The following is a 17,205-nucleotide window of genomic DNA, read 5'->3' on the forward strand; positions in this document are numbered from 1 at the left end:
CCGTTGCCGTTCGACCGACCCCGCGTCAGGTCGTCCGGCGAACCGGCGCTTTGCTTGCGCGGGCCGTCGCCGGCTGCGGAAACGTCAGCACCACGGCAAACCCGCCCGCATCGGGAAACGCGAACCCCACCCGCCCGCCGTGCGCCTTCATCACTTCCTGCACGATCGCGAGCCCGAGGCCCGACCCGGTGCGACGCTCGGTGCCATCCGGCGCGATCCGCACGAACGGCTGCAATGCCGCATCCCAATGCTCGCGCGGAATGCCTTGCCCGTTGTCGGTGACGGTCAGCGTCACCGTATCGTCCGCGTTGCCAGCGGTGGCGACCGATACAACGATGTCGTCCGCATGCCCATGCAGCAGCGCGTTGTGCAGCACGTTCGACAGCGCTTCCTGAAGACTGATCGCATCGCCGTCGATCCACGCATGCGGTGCATCGCTCGCGAATGCAACGGCCACGTCGCGTTCATCGGCGAGCGGAATCGCGCGGCCGAGCACGTCTTTCGCGAGCGCGACGAGTTCGACGGGTTGCAGCGGCACGGCCTCGGTGCGATGGATCACCATCGCATGATTGAGCAACTGCCCGGTGAGCCGTCCGACATCCGAGCAGGTCGCACGCAGCGCATCGAGTCGCGCCGCGTGACGTGCCGGGTCGGCCTCGCCGTCGAGCAGTTCGATCTGCGCGTCGAGTCGCGCGAGCGGTGTGCGCATCTGGTGCGCGGCGTCGGCGATGAAGCGCTGCATCGCGTTGATCCGCTCGGCGAGGCGGCGCATCAGCCCGTTGATCGAACCGATGATCGCGTCGATCTCGCTCGGCGTGTCGACGGCCACCGGCCGCAGGTCGGCCGGATCGCGCGCGGCGATGATCGCGCCGATCTGCGCGAGCGGGCGCAGCCCGCGCCGGATCGCGAGGCCGCTCGCACCGATCGCGAGCACGCTCATCAGCAGGATCAGCGTCCACACCTTGATGCTCATGTCGTTGGTCAGCTGCTGGCGCGCGTTGGTTGTCTGCGCAACGGTGACGAGCGCCCAGCCCGGCGTGCTTTCCTCGGGCATGTAGCGCGCGATGGTCGCGGTGCGGATCCGGTGCCCCTGGTACACGGCGTTCGCGAACGCCGGGCCCTGTTTCGCGGCGGCGAGCGCCACGGGGCTCGCGAGATCGTTGTAGCCGGCCACCACGACGCCGCGCGAATCGACGACCTTGTAGTAGACGAGGTCGTAACGCGACAGCGTCGACAATGCGGCGACCGGCGGGTTCAGCGCGAGTACGCCGCCCTGGACGTACAGGTTCTCCGCGACCTGGATCGACGCGCCGGCAAGCAACTGGTCATAAGCGCGTTCGGCCGCGACGCCCGCGTAGTAGCGTGCGATCGCGGCCAGCGCGAGCGCGCCGGTCGCGACGACGAGCGCGATGAACAGCAGCGTGCGCCCGAACAGCGTCTTCGGGAACCAGTCAATGCGCGGCAATCTGATACCCCATCCCGCGCGCGGTGCGGATCTCGACCGAGCTGCCCTGCAGCTTCTTGCGCACGCGCGTCACGTATTGTTCGACGGCGTTTGCGGTCGGCTCGTTGCCGAAGCTGAACAGCTGGTTCAGCAGCTCGTCTTTCGAGAAAATCCGCTGCGGGCGGCTCGCGAGAATCTCGAGCAGCGCGAATTCCTGGCGCGACAGCGACAGCGGCTGGCCGTCGAGTTCCGCGAGGCGGCTGCTGCGGTCGATCACGAGGCCGCCGAGCGTCAGCACGTCGTTCGCATGGCCGCTGTTGCGGCGCAGCAGCGCCTGCACGCGCGCGTCGAGCTCGCGGTAGTCGAACGGCTTCACCAGATAGTCGTCGGCGCCGAGGCCGAGGCCGCTCACGCGGTCGTCGATCGCGGAGCGTGCGGTAACGAGCAGCACCGGCGTCGTGCTGCCCGATGCGCGCAGGTTGCGCAGCACCGCGAAGCCGTCTAGGCCGGGCAGGTTCGCATCGAGCACGACGAGATCGAAGCGTTCGACGCGCAGCAGGCCGTTCGCGGTCGAGCCGTCGGTTTCGAGATCGACGGCATGGCCGAGCCGCGTCAGGCGGCTGCGGATCGCCGCGCCGATTTCGGCATCGTCCTCCACGACGAGAATGCGCATGGTGCCGGTTCGCAGGTAGATGGGTTAGGGGTTTTCCCGGGGCCGGGATGTCAGCATTTTCTCAGACTCGCTCGATAACCTGTGTCGAGCCGGAACAAGCGAAGACGGCATTAATACCAGAGGAGACGGCAACATGCAGCATGTCACGGACCCGACGACCACGCGGCCGGATGCGTACGCAAGCGCGACGCCGGCGGTCGCGTTGCGGTCGGCCGTCTTCGGTCGCCGGGCGCGCGCATGACACCGTCGCTACGCCGCCGCGGGTTGATCGCAGCCGGCCTCGGCGTGCTGGGCGTGCTCGGGGCGCCGGCGCTCGTGCGCTCGACGCCGCGCACCGTGCGGATCTCGAAAGGCTATGGGGTGCTGTACCTGCCGCTGCTCGTGATGGAGAAGCAGCGGCTGTTCGAGCGGCACGCGGCGCGGCACGGCCTGCGCGAGATCGCGGTCGACTGGGTGCTGCTCGACGGCGGCAATTCCGTCAACGACGCGATGATGGCCGGCACGCTCGACTTCGCGGGCGCCGGCGCGCCCGGCTTCATCGAGCTGTGGGCGCGGGCGCGCGGCATTCCGAACGTCGAGGTGATCGGCATCAGCGGGCTGTCGACCACGTCACTGTCGCTCAATGCGAACCGTCCCAGCCTCGCGACGCTGCACGACTTCACGCGCGCCGACCGGATCGCGGTGCCGGGCATTCGCACATCGCTGTCGGCGGTCGTGCTGCAGATGGTCGCGAGCCGGCAGCTCGGTGCGCAGCATTTCGCGCAGCTCGACTCGATCACCGTGAACCTGCCGCATCCGCAGGCGATGCAGGCGCTGATCCGCCGCGAGAACGGCATCACCGCGCACTTCACGTCGCCGCCGTTCTCGACGCTCGAGTTGCGGCAGCCGGGCATTCATCGCGTCGTGAATTCGGTCGACGTGCTGGGCCCGATGACGCTCGACGTCGTGTTCGCGCCGAAGCGGCTCGTCGATGCGGAGCCCGCGCTGGCCGTGGCCTTCCTCGGCGCGCTCGACGAAGCGAATCGCCTGATCGCGCAGGATCCGCGCGCGGCGGCTGCGCTGTATGCGGCGTCGTCGGGCGTCGGCGTGTCGCACGACGACGTGATGCAGATGCTCGCCGCGCCCGACACGCGCTTCTCGGTGCGACCGAACCAGCTGATGGACTACGTCGAATTCCTGTATCTCGCCGGCACGATCAAGGCGAAGCCGCGCGCGTGGCACGAGATGTTCGCGCCGATGCTCGACGACTACCGGTCGGGCTGAGCGCCGCACGCCGCCCCCCATTCATCGACACATTTCCGCACCCGCGCGCGCGTCGTGCGCGGTGCCGATTCAACCGACAAGCAACCGATTCACGGAGGAGCCCATAGTGAATGCCACCGAAACCCTGGACCCCGCGTCCGCCGAAGAGCAGCGCATCATGTCGAAGATGGCGCGACGCCTGTTGCCCATCCTCGTCGTGATGTTCCTGATCGCGTTCATCGACCGGCAGAACGTCGGGTTCGCGAAACTGCAGATGGTGCACAGCCTCGGGATGACCGAAGCGGCGTTCGGCCTCGCGTCGTCGCTGTTCTTCATCGGCTACCTGCTGTTCGAGGTGCCGAGCACGCTCGCGCTGCATCGCTTCGGCGCGCGCGTATGGCTCGCGCGGATCATGCTGACGTGGGGCCTCATCACCGTGCTGATGGGCTTCACGACGTCGATGCCCGCGTTCTGTTCGCTGCGTTTCCTGCTGGGGATCGCCGAGGCCGGCTTCTATCCCGGCGTGATCTATTACCTGACGCTGTGGTTCCCGCAGAGCTACCGCGCGAAGGTGCTCGGCATCTTCACGCTCGGCAGCGCGCTCGCGAACATGCTCGGCTCGCTGGTCGGCGGCGTGCTGCTGGGCCTGAACGGCGTGTGGGGTCTGGCGGGCTGGCAGTGGGTGTTCGTGGCGACGGGCATCCCGGCGGTGATCGTCGCGATCGTCGTGTTCCGCGTGTTGCCGGCATCGTTCCGCGACGCGCCGTTCCTCGATGAACGCGAGAAGCAGATCGTCGCGGTCGCGCTCGAACGCGAGAAGCCGGCGCAGGCCGAGCATGCGCAGCCGTGGAAGGCGCTGCTCGATCCGCGCGTGATGCTGTTCGCGGCGACCTACATGCTGATGTCGACATCGCTGTACGGCGTGACGTACTGGCTGCCGACGATCGTGAAGTCGTTCGGCGTGTCGAGCGGCACGAACGGGCTGCTGAGCATGCTGCCGTGGGCGCTCGCGGTGCTGCTGCTGCTGTGGCTGCCGTCGAAACTGCGCCGTGCGAAGAGCATCCTGCGCACGATCGCGATCGTCGCGGCGCTCGGCGCGCTCGGCTTCCTGCTCAGCCTCGTGCTGCCGTCGACGCCGCTGCGCTTCATCGCACTCGTGCTCGGCGGGGCATGCATTCCGCTGCTGTATCCGTGCTTCTGGTCGATGCCGCCGCGTTACTTCACCGGCGCGCGTGCGGCGGCGAGCGTCGCGGCGATCAACTCGATCGGCAACCTCGGCGGCTTCTTCAGCCAGAACCTGATGCCGTTCGCGGGCAAGGTGACGGGCACGGCGTTCGGGCCGATGATCGTGCCGATCGTGTGCCTCGCGTTGCTCGGCGTCGGTGCGCTGGTCGCGTGGACGCGTTCGGAGCGGGGGATGGTGGCGGCGCGGGCGTGAGCGTTCTGGATGGTCCGGCTATAACGAACGGCGGACTGCCGTCGATTCGGGCGATGTGCTACCATGCATTACATCTGTAATGCATGGGGAATGCAATGAAAACGGCTACGATGCCCGCGCTGCGAGTCGATCCGCAGTTGCGTGAGGAAGCGGAATCGGTCCTGGCGGAAAACGAGACGCTGTCTGCATTCATGGAGTCGACGTTGCGCGATGGCATTGCTCGGCGACGCGTGCAGCGCGAATTCGTCGCACGAGGTTTGGCGTCGCGTGCCGAGGCGCAGCGCACGGGCGAATACGTCGATGCCGCCGATGTTCAGAGCGAGCTCGAGCGCATGCTCGAAGCCGCTCGTTCGAAGAAGGCGGCCGATTGAGCTACCAGGTCCGATATACGCGGGCGGCGCGTGAAGACTTGGTTCGACTGTACCGATATCTGCTCGAACGTGATGTGGACGCGGCAGCGAGGGCCGCGCAAGCAATTGAACGCGGCGTGGCCATGTTGCGATTGTTCCCGTTTACCTGCCGCAAGATCGATGAGCGCAATCCGTTTCTGCGCGAACTGATCGTTTCCTTCGGTACATCGGGCTACGTGCTGTTGTTTGAGATCGAAAGTGCAGAGCACGTCACGATCCTCGCCGTGCGGCATCAGCGAGAAGAAGACTATTACTGATCGCTACTGCAGCGGCAATCCCTTGCCGCCGCAACGGCTGCGGCCGCTCCAGCCGCTTCATCGCCCCATCCGCGAAGCCCCATCCCCGCCGTGCGCAATCGCCACATGCGCAGCTGCCACCGGAATATCCACCTCCACCGTCGTCCCTTCGCCGAGCGTCGTATCGATGCGCAGCGTGCCGCCGACGAGATACGCGCGCTCGCGCAGCCCCACCAGCCCGAACGATCCCGACTTGCGCGGCGCACCGGGATCGAAGCCCGCACCGTCGTCGCGAATCGTCAGCGCGATCGTCTCGTCCCGGTACAGGAGCGCCACGCTCGCGCTCGACGCGGCCGCATGCCGCGCGACATTCGCGAGCGCTTCCTGCGCGATGCGGAACACGGCCGTCGCATACGGTTCGTCGAGTTGCAGTTCGCCCGGCTCGACATGCAGCGTGCACGCCATCCCGTGACGGTGCCGGAAATCCTCGACGAGCCATTGCATCGCCGCCGCAAACCCGAGATCGTCGAGCATCAGCGGTCGCAGGTCCGATGCGATGCGCCGCGTGGCCGTCACCGCGTCGCGCGCGAGCGCATGCATCGCCGCGATCTTGCGTGCCAGCGGCGCATCGTCCTGCGGCACGTGATCGAGCAGCCATTCGAGATCGTTCTTCAGCGTCGCGAGCGTCTGCGCGAGCTCGTCGTGCAATTCGCGCGCGATGCGGCGCTGTTCGGCCTCGCGCGCGGTCGCGCTGATCGCCGCGATCTCGCGCAGATCCTCGCGCGACGCCTGCAATGCCCGCTCCGCACGCACGCGCTCCTCGACTTCGCGCCGCAGGTCGCGGTTCGACGCGCTCAACTGCGCGGTGCGCGCGGCGACGCGTTGCTCGAGCCGTTCGTTCGCGTCGTTGAGCTGCGCGCTCTTCTGCACGACCAGCAGATGCTGATAGCGCGCGCCGGCCAGCGCGCGCACCGTCTGCGCATGCAGCCGGCCGTTCTCGAACAGCAACGCGAACAGCACGACACCCGACGCGACGAGGCCGTAGGTTCGCCCCGCGTAGAAGCCGAGATCGAAGCGTCCGTGATTCAGCATCGCCGACAGCGCGATGTCGAACAGCCACGCGACGAGCACGATCATCACCCACAGGTCGAGCACGGAATGCGGGCGCCGCTGCCGCCACATCAGCACGAGTGCGGCGAGGTTCAGCACCCAGACGGTCGTGATCGCGACGGTCATCGTCGCGGCCATCCGGTTGCCCTGCATGATGCGCGGCAGCAGGTCGTGGCCGGTGGTCGCGAGCAGGGCGAGCGCGACGGTCGCGGCCGCGACCGACACGATGCAGAGCAGGATCGGAAGCGCCGCGCGGCGCTGCGTCACGGACGGCTGGCGCGCGCGCGGCGCTTCGCGCAGCAGCACGTACGCGGCGACCGCCAGCGGAAAGCCGCCGTGCCAGAACAGGTACAGCCACGCGGTGGTCTGTTCGCCCGCGCCGAGCAGGCCCGACGGCGTGAACAGGCCGGGGAAGCTCAGCATGTGCGTGCCGGCCATGAAGCCCGTGAACAGATAGCCGCCCGCGAGCGCGAGCAGCGATTTCTCGCGCAGGATCGCGTACTGGCCGAGCAGGAGGCCGGCCGTCACCATGTCGTTGACGACGATCGCCGACTGGTACACGGGAATGAATCCCCAGACCCGGGCAAGCTGCGTGCCCGCGAACGGGGCGAGCGCGGCGAAGATCACGGCCGACACGATCACCGTCGCGATCGCGAGCCGCCGCTCGCGCCGGCCCGGCGGCAGCGACGACATGAACATCCGCGACGGCTCCGACGCGTTTTCGTCGTCGTCGGTGGCGGGGCGGTAGCGGAATGCGGACGTCATGCGTCGTCGAGGCCCAGGTCGAGATCGTGCCGCACCGCGTAGCGCACCAGCGCGGCTTCGTGCGGCAGATCCATCTTCTCGAGAATGCGCATCTTGTACGTGCTGACCGTCTTCGCGCTCAGCGCGAGCTCGGACGCGATCCGCGTGACGGTCTGGCCGGCGACGATGCGGCGCATCACGTCGAGTTCGCGCGCGGACAGCCGTTCGTGCGGCAGCATCTCGGCCGGCGCGCGCAGCGTGCGCGCCAGGCTTTCGGCCGCCGACGGGCTCACGTAGACCCCGCCCGCGGCCACCTTGCCGACGGCTTCGACGAGTTCGGCGGTCGCGCTGTCCTTCGTCAGGTAGCCGGTGGCGCCGGCCTTGAACGCGCGCGCCGCATACTGCGTCTCTGCATGCATCGTCAGCACGAGCGTGCGCAGCGACGGCGCGCGCGTCTTGACGAGCCGGATCAGCTCGATACCGGTCGGTGCGGGCATCGACAGGTCGAGCAGCAGCACGTCGGCGGCGCGATGCTCGGCCAGCTCGAGCGTGGCCGAGCCGTCGCTCGCCTCGCCGACGATTTCGAAGCCGCCGGCCGTTTCCAGGATGTGACGCAGTCCGTCGCGCATGACTGCGTGATCGTCAGCCAGAATTACCCTGATCATCTAGCGGTCCTCTTCGGGATGACACCGCGGGCTGTTCTGCCGGTTCTCGCCGCGGCCGTTCTTCTGACCAATATATTCCGCCGAAGCGGGAAATGCTGCACCAGCGGCACATTTTTGAGACATCCTGGTGTGGATCGTATTCGGAAGCGAAATAATCGACGGGAAATGGTGCAAGCGATAGGGCTAGACAGGGCGGGTATTCCCGAGGATTCGCCGGGGTCGGGTGGGCGCCGAACCTCGCGGATTGCCCTGATTCAGAGATAAACTGGTGCCCGATTGACCCGTTCCGCCCCGAGGAGCCTCCACGATGATCGATCTCGCCGACATCCTGCCGTCCGCGCTGCCCGACGCCGTCGCGTGGGCCGTTGCGCAGGCGGCCCACGGGCTTGCCCAGGGCGTGCCGCTGACGCCGGCGCAGGCCGCCGATGCGCGGGCCGTGGGCGTCGCGCAGCCGGAGCGGATCCGGATCGTGGTCGCCGACCGGCTGCCGTTTCCCGACACGCCGGCACTGGGCGCGATCGCGCGCGACACCGGGCTGCTGTCGCCCGGGACGATCGGCCTCACGCTCGGCCATGCGGTGTTCGTGCTGCGCGGCCACGACACGCGACGCCTGCTGACCCATGAATTTCGCCACGTGCATCAGTACGAGGCGGCCGGCTCGATCGACGCGTTTCTCGCGCGCTATCTGCACGAGATCGCGACCGTCGGCTACCACGACGCGCCGCTCGAGGCCGATGCGCGCCAGCACGAATTCGACTGACGCCCCCGGCCGCCGCGAACGCGCGCAGACTCCGATGAACCTTCCCCACGCCACTGCGGGCCCGGCGCATGTCCGTCGCGCTGCCACGCCGCGCGGCCTGCGATGAGCGGCACGATCCACGCCTGGCTGGGCGCGATCGGCGCGCATCCGGCGCTCGTGCTGGCGATCGTGTTCGTGACGGCCTGTGCCGAGGCGATCGCATTGATCGGCACGGTCGTGCCGGCCGGCGCCGTGATGTTCGCGGCCGGCACGCTGATCGGCGCGGGCGCGCTCGACGGCTGGACGACGATCGGCGTCGCGGCCGTCGGCGCGATCGTCGGCGATGCGATCAGTTACGAGCTCGGGCGGCGCTACCGCAGCGCGGTGCGAAACGCTCTGGTGCGCGTCGGCTATGCGGATGCCTATTCACGCGGCGAGCAGTTCGTGCTGCGGCACGGCATCAAGAGCATCGTGCTCGCGCGCTTCCTGGCGCCGGTGCGTGCGGTCGTGCCGGTCGTCGTCGGCTGTGCGACGCTGCCGCGGCGCTCGTTCTATCCCGTCAACGTCGTGTCGGCGCTGATCTGGGCGCCCGTGCACGTCGCGCCGGGCATCCTGTTCGGTGCGTCGGCGGTGCTGGCCGCGGCGATCAGCGTGCGGGTCGCCGTGATCCTGCTGGTGGTCGCCGCGCTGGTCGCGCTCGTGTGGGTCGGCGTGCGCATCGCGCTGCGCCGCGGCTGGCCGTTGTTGCACCGCGCGATCGTTGCGTCCGTGCACGCGTGTGCCCGCCGCTGGCCGCGCGTCGGCGCACGGCTGCACGACGGTATCGCGCGGGTGCGCCGCCTGCCGGGCGCGGTGCCGGTGCTCGCGCTGCTGTTCGTCGGCTGCGTGTGGCTGTTCGCGGGCATCGTGCAGGACGTCGTCGCGAACGATCCGCTGATGCACGCCGACATCGCGCTGTATGCATTTCTGCAGAACCTGCGCACGCCGCCGGTGGACGCCGTGATGCGCGCGCTCGCCGTGCTGCACGAGCACGATACGGGGCTGATCGTCGCGGCCGCCTTTCTCGTCTGGCTGATGATCCATCGCTGCTGGCTGACCTCCGCCTGGTGGCTCGCGACGGTCGGCATCGCGGTCGTGCTGGTGCCGGTGTTCGGCGGCGGCATGCCCGGCACGACGCCCGCGAGCCTGCCGCCCGGCGCGCTGCACGTGCCGCTGCCCGATGCCGATGCGGCGTTCGCGATCCTCGCGAGCAGCGGCATGGGCTGGGTGCTGGTGCGCGACCGGCCCGCGCTGTGGCGCATTCCGGTCGCGACGGCGGTCGTGCTGTGGATCGTGCTCGGCGGCTTCGCGCGGTTGTACGTCGGCGATACGTGGTTGTCGGGCTTGCTCGGCGGCTGGAGTCTCGGGCTTGCCTGGTTCGCGCTGCTGGCCGGCGCCTATGCGTACTGGCAGGTGCGCGAGCACGTGCAGCCGAGAGGCGCATTCGTCGCGGTGCTCGTCGTGCTCGCGACGGCGGGCGTGTGGACCGTGCCCGCGCAATGGCAGCTCGATCGCGCGGCGCGTCCGCATGTCGGCGACGTCGTCGCGATGACCGTCGATCAGTGGCTGCGCGGCGGCTGGCAGCGCGTGCCGATGCGGCGCACCGAGATCGGCGGCGACCGCGAGGAATATCTGCCGCTGCAATGGTGCGCGACATCGGACACGCTCGATCGCCATCTGTCGCTGGCCGGCTGGCAGCGGGCGACGCCGTGGTCGCCGGCGACCGCGCTGCGCTGGCTGCTGCCGCAGGCGCCGGCCGAGACGCTGCCCGTGCTGCCGCGCTATACGCACGGCGAGAGCACGCGCCGCGTGTTCGTGCGTGTCGATCCGGCGCACCCCGACAGTCGCTTCGTGCTGCGGCTGTGGCGTTATCCGTATGTGCTGCAGGATGCGCTCGGCATGCGGCCGCTGTGGTACGGCGCGCTGTATCGCGAGACGCTGCATCGGCCCGCGCGGCTGATGACGATCGTGCGCACGACGACGATCGACGATACGGCGACGATCGCGCAGGCGCTCGCGATCGAGCCGACGATCGCACATCCGCCGGCGGGGATGCGTGCCGCGCCGGCGGACATGCTGCTCGTGTGGATGGTGCAGCCGTGAGCGCGCGGCGCGCGGTTACGCGTGCGCCGGCTGCGCGGGGACGACGGACAGGCGCAGGCCGACGGTCTTGAGCACCGCGAGCAGGGTTTTCAGCGTCGGGTTGCCGTTGGGCGACAGCGTGCGATACAGCGATTCGCGGCTGATGCCGGCTTCCGCGGCAACCGCACCGAGGCCGCCGTACGCTTCGGCGACCGTGCGCAGCGCGAGCAGTCCGGCCGCGCGGTTGTCGGGATCGTCGAGCGATTCCATCGCGACGCGCAGATAAGCGACCGCGAGTTCGCGATCGGCGCCGAGCTCGGCGACTTCGGCGTCGTGGTGCGATACCGCGCCTTTCAGCTTGTTCATGTTTGCCTCCGCTTCCAGTTCAACCAGTGTTCCTTTGCGCGCCGGATGTCGTCGGGTTGGCTGCGCTTGTCGCCACCGGACAACAGCAGCACCAGTGCGCTGCCGTATCGGCCGAAATACACGCGATATCCCGCACCGACATGGATGCGCAGTTCGATCACGCCTTCGCCGACAGCGTCGCAATCGCCGAAATTTCCGGTTTCCACGCGGCGCAGGCGTTCGCGGATCCGCGCTTGCACGAGTTTGTCGCGTACGGCGTTCAGCCATTCGGTGAACGGCTCGCGACCGTCGTCGCGCTGATAGCGAAGCAGTTCGAACTTGGAGAGCATTGTAACTTATAAGCTACATGAAGGGTATATGGGTAGCAACGTGATCGCACGGTCTGCCGGAAGAGGCGGAGCAAGCGCGATGCAGCGGGACCGACTGCCGAAAGCGAAGCGGGACGCCGCGTACCGATGCTGTGGCCGGAACGCATGCAGCGCCTTCGTCGTTCGGGATTTCGGGTGTTGAAGCCTGTTTCCCGAACGACGATCATTCTTTCATTCGGGGCGTGCGGTGACGATTCGGCCAAACGGCCGAACGCATTGGCGCGGGGAGTACGCGCCGTGCGGGGGGACTGCGGGGTGATCAACCTGCCGGGGCCGGCACCGCCGCGCAACGCGACGGGCGACCCGGCAGGTACAACCGCGTTACGGTTTCGCGGGCGCGGCCGTCGCGACCTTGTCGAGTGCGGCCGGGATGAACGCGTCGAGCTGCGCGGTCACCGATTCGTAGAAGTCGATCGGCTTGCCCCATGCGTCGGGCACGTCCTTGTGTTCGCCGGTCGCGTATTCGGCGAGCGTAAACACCTTGCCGGCCGCCGACGGATAGAGCGCGAGCACCTTTTCCTTGTGCTTGTCGGTCATCGTCAGGATCACGTCGGAATGCTTGATGTCGTTCGCGCTCAGTTGCACCGAACGATGCGCGGACGTGTCGATTCCGCGCCGCTTCATCAGGATCACGCCGTTGGCCTCGGGCTTTTCGTCGTAAGGATCCTCGTCGACCGCGCGCGAGATCACCGCGATATGCGCGTGCCGTTGCGCGATCAGTTGTCCTGCGATTGCTTCGGCCATCACGCTGCGTCCGGTATTGCCCGTGTCGACGAACGCGACCTTCTTCGGCTCGTCCGCGAACGCCGACGTCGCGCACTGGATGCCCAGGCAGCAGAGCAGGGCAAGCGTCTTGAGGGTGTGGCTTCTTTTCATGGGTGTCTCCGCCAGAGTGAGGTGATCGTCGCCGCGGCGGCGCGCCGAGGCTTGCGGAGATGATGCGCGGCCGCGCGCGCCGGAAAAAATAAACGGCCGGTTTTGGCAAGACGGTGTCGCATTGTTGCAAGCGGGGCGATCGGGGCCACGGCGCACCGCTGCCCCGATCGCGCTGCCTCACCGGTGCACGGTCATGCTGTCGCCACCGCGGCCACCCGTTCCGACGCAAACCCCGCCAGCGTGCGCAACGCATCGCGCGCCGAGCGCAGGTAAAACGCCTGCAGATGAAACACGTGCCAGCGCGCGGCATGAATTTCGAACCGGCACGGCACGCCGCACGCGAGCGCATGCTCCGCGAGCCGCTGCGCATCCGACAGCAGCACCTCCTGATCGCCGGCCTGCACCAGCATCGGCGGCAGGCCGCGCAGATCGGTATCGAGCGGGCCGCGCGCGGCAACCGGGCCGGCCCCGTGATACCAGCGCAAGCCTTGTTCGAGCCAGCCGCGCCGGATCATCGGATCGTCGTGGCGGCGCGACGCCAGCGTGTCTCCGCCCAGCGCCGGGTCCGTCACGGGCGAAATCAGCAGCAGCGCGGCGGCGGCCGGCTCGCCACGATCGCGCAGCGCAATGGCGAGCGCCAGCGCGAGCGCGCCGCCGGCCGAATCGCCGGCAATCACGATCCGGCACGGCGCGTAGCCCTGCGCGCGCAACGCGTCGTAGGCGGCCAGCGCATCGTCGAGCGCCGCGGGGCCCGGATGCTCGGGCGCGAGCCGGTAGTCGGGCACCCACACCGGCAGGCCGGCTTCGACGGCGAGCCGCGTCGTCACGCCGCGATGCGTATGCGGGCCGCCGAGGCAGAATGCGCCGCCGTGCAGATACAGCATCGCGCCGCCCGCATCGCCGTGCTTCGGCGCGACGACTTCGACCGGTACGCCATCGGCCAACGTCCGGTAGCGCAGTGTGCCGCTCGTGCCCGGCATCAGCGGCGACAGCAACGCGACGACACCGCGCTGCATGCGCGCGCCGAACGGCGGCCCGATCAGCGGCCGGAACGCGACGCGCAGAAAGCCGCGCAGCGACGCGGCGGCGAGCGCTTCCGCGCGGCCGGCGGGCGGCGCGACGACGACGCTGCGCGCGGGCGTCGGCGTCGGCGTCGGCGTCGGCGTGGCGCCGCCGGGCAGCGGCTGCGTGAAACGGTACGGGGACAGTCCGGCGAAGCGCGTGAGCCAGCGATAGGTCAGCGTGAAGCCGGGCCAGTTCGTGCTGTTGTGGCCCGACGCATCGACGTACCAGCTCTTGCAGCCGCTCCATATCGACCCGGCGAGCCGCTGTTGCACGTGCACGTTGAAGCGCCGGTAGCGGCGCGGATCGACGTCGATCGCACGCGCGCCGTCGCGCCGCATCGCGAGCACGCAGCGCATCACGTGCGCGATCTGGCTTTCGAGCATGTAGACGATCGAGTTGTGCCCGAGGTTGGTGTTCGGCCCGTACAGCATGAAGAAATTCGGAAAGCCGGGCACGGTGAGTCCGAGATACGCCTGTGCGCCGCGTCGCCACGCGTCGTTCAGATCGAGACCGTCGCGGCCCGTGATGCGCATAGGCGACAGGAACGCGGTCGCGGCGAAACCGGTGCCGTAGACGATCGCGTCGACCGGATGATGGACGCCGTCGTCGGTCTCGATGCCGTCCGCGGTCACGCGCCGGATGCGTTGTGTGACGAGCTCGACGTTGTCGCGACCGATCGCGGCGAGATAGTCGCTCGACAGCAGGATCCGTTTGCAGCCGATCGGATAGTCGGGCGTGAGCCGTGCGCGTAGCGCGGGATCGCGCACGTCGCGCGCGAGCAGCTTGCGAAACGGCCGGCCGACCACGAGATCCATCAGCCCGCGCAGCCGCATGAACGCGATCGCGCGCGACTCGTAGCGCACGTAGATCGACCCGCGATACAGCTTCATCGCCCACGGCAGCCGGCGGAACAGCGCGTGCTCCCACGCGCGATACGCACGGTCCGGACGCTGCATCACGTAGGCCGGCGAACGCTGGAACACGACGAGGCGCTCGACGTCGCGCGCGATCACGGGCACGAACTGGATCGCCGACGCGCCGGTGCCGACCACGGCCACGCGCTTGCCGGCGAGCGAATAGTCGTGATCCCAGTGCGCGGAGTGGAATGCGCGGCCGCGAAACGTGTCGATGCCGGGCAGGTCGGGCATCGCGGGGCGGCTCAACTGGCCGGTGCCGCTGATGAGCAGCGTGGCGCTGAGTGTCGTGCCGTCGGCGAGCGCGACATCCCACAGCGCGCGGGCGTCGTCATACCGCGCATCAGCGACTTCCGCGCCGAAACGCAGATAGCGTGCGAGGCCGTATTTGCGCGCGCAATGCTGCAGATACGCATGGATTTCCGACTGCGGCGCGAACACGCGCGACCACGCCGGATTCGGCTCGAACGAGAACGAGTACAGATGCGAGGGCACGTCGCACGCGGCGCCCGGGTAGTGGTTGTCGCGCCACACGCCGCCGACGTCGTGCGAGCGTTCGACGATCACGAAGTCGTGAACGCCGGCGCGTTGCAGCGCGATGGCCATGCCGATGCCGGCGAAGCCGGCGCCGATGATGATGGCCGACAGCGGCGCGGCCGATCCGGCCGAACGGAAAGCTTCAGGCGACGACATGGCGGGTTTCCTCCTGCTGGATCGGGATCGCGTCATGCGACACGCACGACGCGGGAACGGTATCGTGGTGTACCGGCGCAGCGGCCGGTTCGCAGCGGGTATCGGCGGGTGCGCGTGCCGCCGTGCGCTGCACGCCGCGCATCAGGTCGACGGCCTTCTCGGCGATCATGATCGTCGGCGCATTGGTGTTGCCGCCGATCAGCGTCGGCATGATCGACGCATCGACGATGCGCAGCCCCTGCATGCCATGCACGCGCAATTGCGGATCGACGACGGCGAGCGCATCGCGCCCCATCCGGCACGTACCGACCGGGTGATACACGGTGTCGGTGCGCCGGCGCAGCACGTCGCGAATCTCGTCGTCGGTCGTCGCGTTCGCGGTGAACAGGTCGCGCGTGGTCCATTGGGCGAGCGCGGGCGCGTCCATCAGCCGGCGTGTGAGCCTGAAGCCGGCAACCATGTCGCCGAGGTCGCGCGGATCGTCGAAGAACGCGGGATCGATGCGCGGCGCGGCGAGCGGATCGGCGCTGTGCAGCGTGATCGAGCCGCGGCTGCGCGGCCGCAGCAAGCACACGTGGCACGACAGCCCGTGGCCGGCATGCAGCCGGCGCGCATGATCGTCGACGAGCGCGACGACGAAGTGCAACTGGATGTCGGGCGCGTCGAGGTCGGCGCGCGTTTTCAGGAAGCCGCCGCCTTCCGCGAAATTCGACGTCAGCATCCCGCGCCGCTCGCGGCGAAAGCGCGCGAACTCGCGCAGCATGCGCAGGCCGCCGCGCACGGACACGCCCATCGTGTCGACGCTGCGCGCGCGGTAGCCGAGGATGAAGTCCGGATGATCCTGCAGGTTGCGGCCGACGCCGGGCAGATCGGCGCGCACCGGAATGCCGAGCCGCTGCAGTTCGCCGGCCGGGCCGACGCCGGACAGCATCAGCAACTGGGGCGTCTGCAGCGCGCCGGCCGCGAGCACGACTTCGCGCCGTGCACGCAGCGTGCGGACTTCGCCGTGCTGCCGCACCTCGACACCCGTGGCGCGCGTGCCGTCGAACAGGATGCGCAGCACCTGCGCATGGGTTTCGACCGTCAGGTTGTCGCGCCGGCCGATGTGGGGCAGCAGGTACGCGCGTGCCGCGCTCCATCGTTCGCCGTGCTTCTGCGTGACCTGGTAGATGCCGATGCCTTCCTGCTGCGCGCCGTTGAAGTCATCGGTGAGCGGCAGGCCGGCCTGCCGCGCCGCGTCGAGATAGCGCGCATGGAACGGGTTGCCGGTGCGCAGGTCGCTGACCCACAGCGGGCCGTCGCGGCCGTGCCACGCATCGTCGAAGCGCTCGTTGTGCTCGCTCAGGCGGAAGTACGGCAGCACGTCGTCGTAGGCCCAGCCGTCGTTGCCGAGCGCTGCCCAGCCGTCGTAGTCGACGCGATGGCCGCGGATATACACCATCGCGTTGATCGCGGACGAGCCGCCGAGCGCCTTGCCGCGCGGCTGGTAGCCGATGCGCCCGCCGAGCCCCGGCTGCGGCACGGTGTCGAACGCCCAGTTGTTCACGCGGGTCGGCAGCATCGCCACCGCGCCGGTCGGCACGTTGACGACCGCGCTGTCGCCGCGGCCGCCGGCCTCGAGCACGCAGACGGTCGCGGCCGGGTCTTCGGTCAGTCGTCCTGCCACGACGCATCCGCCCGACCCGCCGCCGACGACGATGTAATCGTAAGTCTTGCTCATGAAAGCGTCTCCCGATGGTCGATGGGGCATGCGATGCGCGTCAGCACGCGCGGCAGCAGGTCGAAGCTCTTGCCGTACGGCGGGTGGAACAGCGCGGTGCCGCTGCGGCGCGCCTGATGGCGCACGGGCGGGTGATGGCTGAATACGCGGATCGCGCGCGGCGGCGCAGGGTCGCGGGCGAATGCGTCGCGCTGGCGCTCGACGCGGGCGGCGAGGCGGGGTGGGCGACTCGGTCGCATGGTGTCTCCTCCTGGGCATTGGCGTCGTTCGGGCGACGATTGATGACGCCGATGGTGCGGCCCGCATGGGAAAACACCAATGCTGCTTCGGGACAATTGTTTTAGTATTTGGGCCAAATCGGCGCTTCGAGGGTTTCTCCGC

The 17,205-nt window shown here is 68.9% G+C and carries 16 protein-coding genes; 6 read left to right on the forward strand and 10 right to left on the reverse strand.

Going from position 1 to position 17,205, the window contains the following annotated elements; translation table 11 throughout:
* Positions 1-25 precede the first annotated feature (25 nt).
* Both BX604_RS32125 and BX604_RS32130 read right to left on the reverse strand, forming a co-directional pair.
* Positions 26-1,465 carry a sensor histidine kinase gene (locus BX604_RS32125; protein WP_098554813.1) on the reverse strand — a complete coding sequence of 480 codons (1,440 nt, stop codon included), beginning with the start codon at positions 1,463-1,465 and terminating at the stop codon, positions 26-28.
* Positions 1,452-2,117 carry a response regulator transcription factor gene (locus BX604_RS32130; protein WP_098554814.1) on the reverse strand — a complete coding sequence of 222 codons (666 nt, stop codon included), beginning with the start codon at positions 2,115-2,117 and terminating at the stop codon, positions 1,452-1,454. The genes BX604_RS32125 and BX604_RS32130 overlap by 14 nt, the downstream gene beginning before the upstream one ends.
* A 237-nt stretch (positions 2,118-2,354) precedes the next feature.
* Here BX604_RS32130 and BX604_RS32135 point away from each other — a divergent pair, with 237 nt between their 5' ends.
* The 4 genes from BX604_RS32135 (at position 2,355) to BX604_RS32150 (ending at position 5,464) form a co-directional block, all read left to right on the forward strand.
* Entirely contained in the window at positions 2,355-3,380 is a 1,026-nt protein-coding gene (locus BX604_RS32135) for an ABC transporter substrate-binding protein (protein ID WP_098554815.1), read from the forward strand.
* 106 nt (positions 3,381-3,486) lie between these two features.
* Positions 3,487-4,797, forward strand: coding sequence for an MFS transporter (locus BX604_RS32140; protein ID WP_098554816.1), 1,311 nt, complete (start codon positions 3,487-3,489; stop codon positions 4,795-4,797).
* A gap of 95 nt (positions 4,798-4,892) precedes the next feature.
* A complete protein-coding gene (locus BX604_RS32145; RefSeq protein ID WP_098554817.1) occupies positions 4,893-5,168 on the forward strand; it encodes a YlcI/YnfO family protein in 276 nt (91 codons plus the stop codon).
* A complete protein-coding gene (locus BX604_RS32150) occupies positions 5,165-5,464 on the forward strand; it encodes a type II toxin-antitoxin system RelE/ParE family toxin (protein WP_098554818.1) in 300 nt (99 codons plus the stop codon). Before BX604_RS32145 ends, BX604_RS32150 begins: the two co-directional genes overlap by 4 nt.
* A gap of 57 nt (positions 5,465-5,521) precedes the next feature.
* Here BX604_RS32150 and BX604_RS32155 read toward each other — a convergent pair whose 3' ends face one another.
* Positions 5,522-7,318, reverse strand: a complete 1,797-nt coding sequence (locus BX604_RS32155; protein WP_098554819.1) for a sensor histidine kinase — start codon at positions 7,316-7,318, stop codon at positions 5,522-5,524.
* Positions 7,315-7,962 carry a response regulator gene (locus BX604_RS32160; RefSeq protein WP_098554820.1) on the reverse strand — a complete coding sequence of 216 codons (648 nt, stop codon included), beginning with the start codon at positions 7,960-7,962 and terminating at the stop codon, positions 7,315-7,317. Before BX604_RS32160 ends, BX604_RS32155 begins: the two co-directional genes overlap by 4 nt.
* Positions 7,963-8,269: 307 nt before the next feature.
* Here BX604_RS32160 and BX604_RS32165 point away from each other — a divergent pair, with 307 nt between their 5' ends.
* Together BX604_RS32165 and BX604_RS32170 are read left to right on the forward strand one after the other, a co-directional pair.
* Positions 8,270-8,722 (forward strand): hypothetical protein, encoded by a 453-nt coding sequence (locus BX604_RS32165; protein ID WP_098554821.1) that lies wholly within the window; start codon positions 8,270-8,272, stop codon positions 8,720-8,722.
* A gap of 102 nt (positions 8,723-8,824) precedes the next feature.
* Complete coding sequence (locus BX604_RS32170) at positions 8,825-10,843, forward strand: VTT domain-containing protein (RefSeq protein WP_098554822.1); 2,019 nt, start codon at positions 8,825-8,827, stop codon at positions 10,841-10,843.
* Between the two features lie 15 nt (positions 10,844-10,858).
* On the opposite strand, the gene BX604_RS32175 is transcribed toward BX604_RS32170, so the two are convergent.
* The 6 genes from BX604_RS32175 to BX604_RS32200 all read right to left on the reverse strand — a co-directional run bounded on the left by BX604_RS32175 (position 10,859) and on the right by BX604_RS32200 (position 17,063).
* Positions 10,859-11,188, reverse strand: coding sequence for a helix-turn-helix domain-containing transcriptional regulator (locus BX604_RS32175; RefSeq protein WP_047901651.1), 330 nt, complete (start codon positions 11,186-11,188; stop codon positions 10,859-10,861).
* Positions 11,185-11,517 carry a type II toxin-antitoxin system RelE/ParE family toxin gene (locus BX604_RS32180; protein WP_098554823.1) on the reverse strand — a complete coding sequence of 111 codons (333 nt, stop codon included), beginning with the start codon at positions 11,515-11,517 and terminating at the stop codon, positions 11,185-11,187. The genes BX604_RS32175 and BX604_RS32180 overlap by 4 nt, the downstream gene beginning before the upstream one ends.
* 360 nt (positions 11,518-11,877) lie before the next feature.
* The gene (locus tag BX604_RS32185; protein ID WP_098554824.1) at positions 11,878-12,432 is read right to left on the reverse strand and encodes an arsenate reductase/protein-tyrosine-phosphatase family protein; all 555 of its coding nucleotides are present in this window, start codon (positions 12,430-12,432) and stop codon (positions 11,878-11,880) included.
* A gap of 191 nt (positions 12,433-12,623) precedes the next feature.
* Positions 12,624-15,104, reverse strand: a complete 2,481-nt coding sequence (locus tag BX604_RS32190) for an alpha/beta hydrolase fold domain-containing protein (RefSeq protein ID WP_098554825.1) — start codon at positions 15,102-15,104, stop codon at positions 12,624-12,626.
* Positions 15,091-16,824, reverse strand: coding sequence for a GMC family oxidoreductase (locus tag BX604_RS32195; RefSeq protein WP_098554826.1), 1,734 nt, complete (start codon positions 16,822-16,824; stop codon positions 15,091-15,093). Before BX604_RS32195 ends, BX604_RS32190 begins: the two co-directional genes overlap by 14 nt.
* Entirely contained in the window at positions 16,821-17,063 is a 243-nt protein-coding gene (locus BX604_RS32200) for a hypothetical protein (protein WP_098554827.1), read from the reverse strand. Before BX604_RS32200 ends, BX604_RS32195 begins: the two co-directional genes overlap by 4 nt.
* Between the last annotated feature and the right edge of the window lie 142 nt (positions 17,064-17,205).

Origin of the sequence: Burkholderia sp. JKS000303, from assembly GCF_002563755.1 — a bacterium.
Classification (GTDB): Bacteria; Pseudomonadota; Gammaproteobacteria; order Burkholderiales; family Burkholderiaceae; genus Burkholderia; species Burkholderia anthina_B.